Source organism: Streptomyces sp. 13-12-16 (assembly GCF_002114215.1).
Lineage (GTDB): Bacteria > Actinomycetota > Actinomycetes > Streptomycetales > Streptomycetaceae > Streptomyces.
The window spans coordinates 1-4,648 of record NZ_NCTE01001027.1; the positions used below are offsets into that span (position 1 = coordinate 1).

Here is a 4,648-nt window from a genome sequence, read left to right on the forward strand (position 1 = left end):
GGCTCGCGGAGCCCTCCGCTGCCGTACGGGTACGGCGAGGGCGGTCCCCTGCCGCTCGTGTCGCGCCTGCCGCCGTCCTGCCCGCGCCTCGGGCCGGGCGGGCCGGGGCCGGGGGGAGCTGACCCTTGAGGGGGCCCCATTCGTTGGGGTCGGGGACGCCGGGGGGAAGCATCTGGCGGCGCTTGGGACCGCCGTGCTCGGACTCCCCGGGTTCCTTGGCACCGGGCCAGGCCTTGGCGACCCGGGCCGCGAGGACGAAGTCCTTGCGCAGCGGGTGGCCCTCGAAACCGTCCGGCAGGAGCAGGTGGTCCAGGCCCGGGTGGCCCGTGAAGTCGACGCCGAACATCTCGTGCGTCTCGCGTTCGTGCCACGCGGCACCCGCGTAGACGTCCACTGCGGAGGGCAGCGTGGGGGCCTCGTGCGGCACCGTGGTGCGCAGCAGCAGGCGCCGTACCGGGGCCAGGGCGGCGACGTGCGCCGTGACGCGGAACCCGGTGCCGGGTTCGTCGACCGCGCTCAGCCAGTCGAAGAAGGTGCAGCCGACCCGGTCGCGCGCGACCTCCAGCGCGGTGGTCCAGGAGGCGGGCGGTACGTCGACGGTCAGGACGCCGTACGACTCCTCCGCCGTGGCCCCCGCACCGAACAGTTCCTCGGCGTCGGCGGGGAGCCAGCCGACCGCGGTCATCGGCCCTCCCCCTCACCGGACGGCGCCGGCGGCCGGACCAGCCCGCTCTGCAGCGCCGCCGCCGACGGCCGCCCCCCGCCGGAGGCGGACCCGTACCGCTCCCCCAGCGACTCCCGTGCGATCTTCTCCTGGAGTTTCAGGATCCCCTGGAGCAGCGCCTCGGGCCGGGGCGGGCAGCCGGGCACGTAGACGTCGACCGGAATGATCTGGTCCACGCCCTTGGTGACGGAGTAGGAGTCCCAGTACGGGCCGCCGCAGTTGCTGCACGCGCCGAAGGAGATGACGTACTTGGGCTCGGGCATCTGCTCGTACAGGCGTTTCACCGCGGGCGCCATCTTGTCCGTGACCGTGCCGGAGACGACCATCAGGTCGGCCTGGCGCGGCCCCGGCGCGAAGGGGATGACGCCGAGGCGGATGAAGTCGTGGCGGGCCATCGACGCGGCGATGAACTCGATCGCGCAGCAGGCGAGGCCGAAGTTGAAGACCCACAGCGAGTAGCGGCGGCCCCAGTTGAGGACCACCTTCATCGGCTCGGGTGCCAGCCGGGCGAGCGCGCCGAGCCTCTTCGGTTCCGGGAGCAGGACGGGCTCGGGGGCGGCAGGGTTCACGTCCATGTCAGGACGCCCTTCTTGTATGCGTACAGCAGTCCCACGGCGAGGAAGCCGAGGAAGATGAACATCTCCACGAGGGTGGTCGCGCCGTAGCCGTCGGCGGCGAAGACGGTCGCCCAGGGGAAGAGGAAGATCGAGTCGACGGCGAAGATCACGTAGAGGAAGGCGTAGACGTAGTAGCGGACCTGGGTGTGGGCCCAGCCCTCGCCGACGGGGTCGACCCCGCACTCGTACGTCAGGAGCTTCTCGGGCGTGGGGACCACCGGCCGCAGCAGGCGTCCCGCCCCGAAGGCGACGGCGACGAACAGCAGGCCGACGACGGCGAGCAGTCCGACGACCGAGTAGGACTGGAAGTAGTCCGCCGCGACGACGGTCGTTTCCCGCACGTCCGCCCCTCACTCCCTTGATCGGTGCCCTGGCCCGTGCCTGTGCCGTGCCCTTGATCCGTGCCGGTGAACGTCACGGTTCGACGATCTGTACGCACGGGAGTCTAGGCCCTGATAAATGCACCGTAAGCAGCCCGTCACCGCTCGGCATGCGGGGGTGGGGTTTTCCTCAGTGCGTCCTGGCGGTCCACCTCATGGCGCGGACCCCCGGCTCCGGGCACGCTTGTGCCCATGACCGAACCATTCCCGCATCCGGGCACGCCCGTGACGGCACTCCCGGAACCGGCCGAGCGCGGCGACCGCCCGCCACCGGCCCGTTTCGCGTACGACGCGCACACCTGGAAGGAGATCGCCCACCTCCTGGCGAACCTGCCGGTGTCGCTGGCCGGCTTCGTCTACACGGTGACCATGCTGTTCACCGGCGTCGGGCTGACCGTCACGGTGATCGGGTTCCCGCTGCTCGCGCTCGGGCTGATGGGTTCCCGGCTGCTGGGCAGGATGGAGCGGGCGCGGGCCAGGAAGCTGCTCGGGGTGCGGGTGGAGGAGCCGAGCCGGCTGCCGATGCGCGGGCCCGGCGGGTTCTGGCCGCAGCTGTGGATGGCGGTCAAGGACCCGGTGGGCTGGCGCACCGTCCTGTACGCGCTCATACGGCTGCCGTGGGGCGTCCTCACCTTCGGCGTCACGCTGACCGGTCTGTTCGTGCTGTGGCCGGTGCTGCCGTTCGTCGTGCGGGGCCTGACCAACGCCGACCGGGCGATGGTGCGCGGCCTGCTGTCGCCCTCCGACGAACTGGAGCGGCGCATCGCCGAGCTGGAGTCGGACCGCGGGGTCGTGGTGGACACGGCGGCGGCGGACCTGCGGCGCATCGAGCGGGATCTGCACGACGGGGCGCAGGCACGGCTGGTCAATCTGGCGATGGGGCTGGGCCTGGCCAAGGAGAAGCTGCTGGAGGATCCCGACGCCGCGGCGTCGATGGTCGACGAGGCGCACGGCGAGGTGAAGCTGGCGTTGCAGGAGCTGCGGGATCTCGCCCGGGGCATCCATCCCGCCGTCCTGACCGACCGGGGTCTGGACGCCGCGCTGTCCTCGGTCGCCTCGCGCTGCACGGTGCCGGTGAAGGTGACGGTCGACCTGGACGAGCGGCCGGCCGCCGCCATCGAGGGCATCGCCTACTTCACCGTCTCGGAGCTGCTGCAGAACGTCAGCAAGCACAGCCGGGCCCGGTCCGCCGCGGTGGACGTGTGGCGGTCGGAGGGCCGGCTGCTCATACAGGTGTGGGACGACGGACGCGGGGGCGCGAGCCTGGACGGCGGGACGGGCATGCGGGGTCTCGCCGACCGGCTGGACGCGGTGGACGGTCTGTTCGTCGTGAAGTCGCCGGAGGGCGGTCCGACGACGGTGACGGCCGAGCTGCCGTGGCGGGACCGTTCCGGTGTCCTGGCCAAGGACTCGGGCAGGGCCAGGGGGGCGTCCAAGGAGGCGTCCGTCCGCGGCCGGGGGTAGGGAAAACCCCCCGCCCAAGACTGCGACGGACTCCATGGTCCGCCGACCTGCGGCGAAGCAGTCTGGAAGTACGACAGCACAGCCGCCGGACGAGGAGAAGGACGACGCCGATGAGCACGGAGTACGGACAGGGCTACGGGCTCCCCACGGAGTCCGGGTACCCCGGACACACCGAGGGACGGCGGCACCGGCTGCCGGCCGCGCTGCGGGCGCCGGTCGAGGGGCGCACCTGGCGCGAGCTGGGATACGTGCTGCTGAGCCTGCCGATCAGCGTTCTGCTGTTCACCTACGCGATCACGATGGTGTCGCTGGGGGCGGGCCTGCTGGTGACGTTCCTCGGCGTCCCGGTCCTGGCGGCGGCGCTCGCCGGCTGCCGCGGGTTCGGGGCGGTGGAGCGGGCGCGGGCGCGGGGGCTGCTGGGTCTGGAGGTGGCCGAGCCGGAGCCGCTGCGGATGAGGCGGCAGGGGTTCATGGCCTGGATCGGGGCCGTGCTCAAGAGCGGCGCCTCCTGGCGGGCCCTGCTGTACGCGGTGCTGCAACTGCCGTGGGCGGTGTTCTCCTTCGTCGTCACCGTGACCGCCTGGTCGGTGGGCTGGTCGCTGCTGACGTATCCGCTGTGGTTCTGGGTCCTCCCGGCGTACGCCGGGCAGGACGGCATACAGCTGTACGGCGACGAACACCACCGGATCTACCTGGACAACCCGTTCGAGATCGCGGTGACCGCGGGAGTGGGTCTGCTGTTCACCCTCGCCACCCCGTGGATCGTGCGGGCGCTGACGATGGTGGACCGGGTGATGGTGCACGGACTGCTCGGGCCGTCGCGGCTGGCCACGCGGGTGGTGGAGCTGGAGTCGGACCGCGGGGTCGTGGTGGACACGGCGGCGGCGGACCTGCGGCGCATCGAGCGGGATCTGCACGACGGGGCGCAGGCCCGGCTGGTGGCTCTGGCCATGGATCTGGGGCTGGCGAAGGAGAAGCTGCGGGAGGATCCGCAGGTCGCGGCGCGGATGGTGGACGAGGCGCACGGCGAGGTGAAGACGGCTCTGCAGGAGCTGCGGGACCTGGCCCGCGGCATCCACCCCGCGGTCCTGACCGACCGGGGTCTGGACGCCGCGCTGTCCTCGGTCGCCTCGCGCTGCACGGTGCCGGTGCAGGTGGAGGTTGACCTGGCGGAGCGGCCCGCGCCGGCCATCGAGGGCATCGCCTACTTCACCGTCTCGGAGCTGCTGCAGAACATCAGCAAGCACTCGCGGGCGACCTGGGCGGCCGTGGAGGTGTGGCGGACGGAGAACCGGCTGATGCTCCAGGTCGTGGACAACGGCGTGGGCGGCGCCGATGTGTCCGAGGGTTCCGGACTGGCCGGGCTGGCGGAGCGGCTGGACGCGGTGGACGGGATCCTGGTGGTGGACTCTCCCACGGGCGGCCCGACACGGGTGACCGCCGAACTGCCGTGGCGGGCGGGG

General features: G+C 72.2%; 5 protein-coding genes. 2 read left to right on the forward strand and 3 right to left on the reverse strand.

The features are described from left to right. The 3 genes from B7767_RS34550 to B7767_RS34560 all read right to left on the reverse strand — a co-directional run. Positions 1–685, reverse strand: a 685-nt coding sequence (locus B7767_RS34550) for an NADH-quinone oxidoreductase subunit C (RefSeq protein ID WP_143652789.1), incomplete at its 3' end; no start/stop codon positions are given. Next, entirely contained in the window at positions 682–1,299 is a 618-nt protein-coding gene (locus B7767_RS34555) for an NADH-quinone oxidoreductase subunit B (protein ID WP_073932811.1), read from the reverse strand. The genes B7767_RS34555 and B7767_RS34550, both read right to left, overlap by 4 nt. Further along, positions 1,290–1,682 (reverse strand): NADH-quinone oxidoreductase subunit A, encoded by a 393-nt coding sequence (locus tag B7767_RS34560; RefSeq protein WP_030860845.1) that lies wholly within the window; start codon positions 1,680–1,682, stop codon positions 1,290–1,292. Before B7767_RS34560 ends, B7767_RS34555 begins: the two co-directional genes overlap by 10 nt. 231 nt (positions 1,683–1,913) lie before the next feature. Between B7767_RS34560 and B7767_RS34565 the strand changes: the two genes are divergently transcribed. Continuing rightward, positions 1,914–3,185, forward strand: coding sequence for a sensor domain-containing protein (locus B7767_RS34565; protein ID WP_256923669.1), 1,272 nt, complete (start codon positions 1,914–1,916; stop codon positions 3,183–3,185). Positions 3,186–3,295: 110 nt separating this feature from the next. Continuing rightward, the coding region (locus B7767_RS34570; protein ID WP_085575547.1) for a sensor histidine kinase at positions 3,296–4,648 on the forward strand (1,353 nt) is incomplete at its 3' end.

What these genes read in the sequence shown, in the direction of transcription:
- B7767_RS34555 (WP_073932811.1), bottom strand. Translation starts at nt 1,299, where the DNA reads ATGGACGTGAACCCTGCCGCCCCCGAGCCCGTCCTGCTCCCGGAACCG.
- B7767_RS34565 (WP_256923669.1), top strand. Translation starts at nt 1,914, where the DNA reads ATGACCGAACCATTCCCGCATCCGGGCACGCCCGTGACGGCACTCCCG.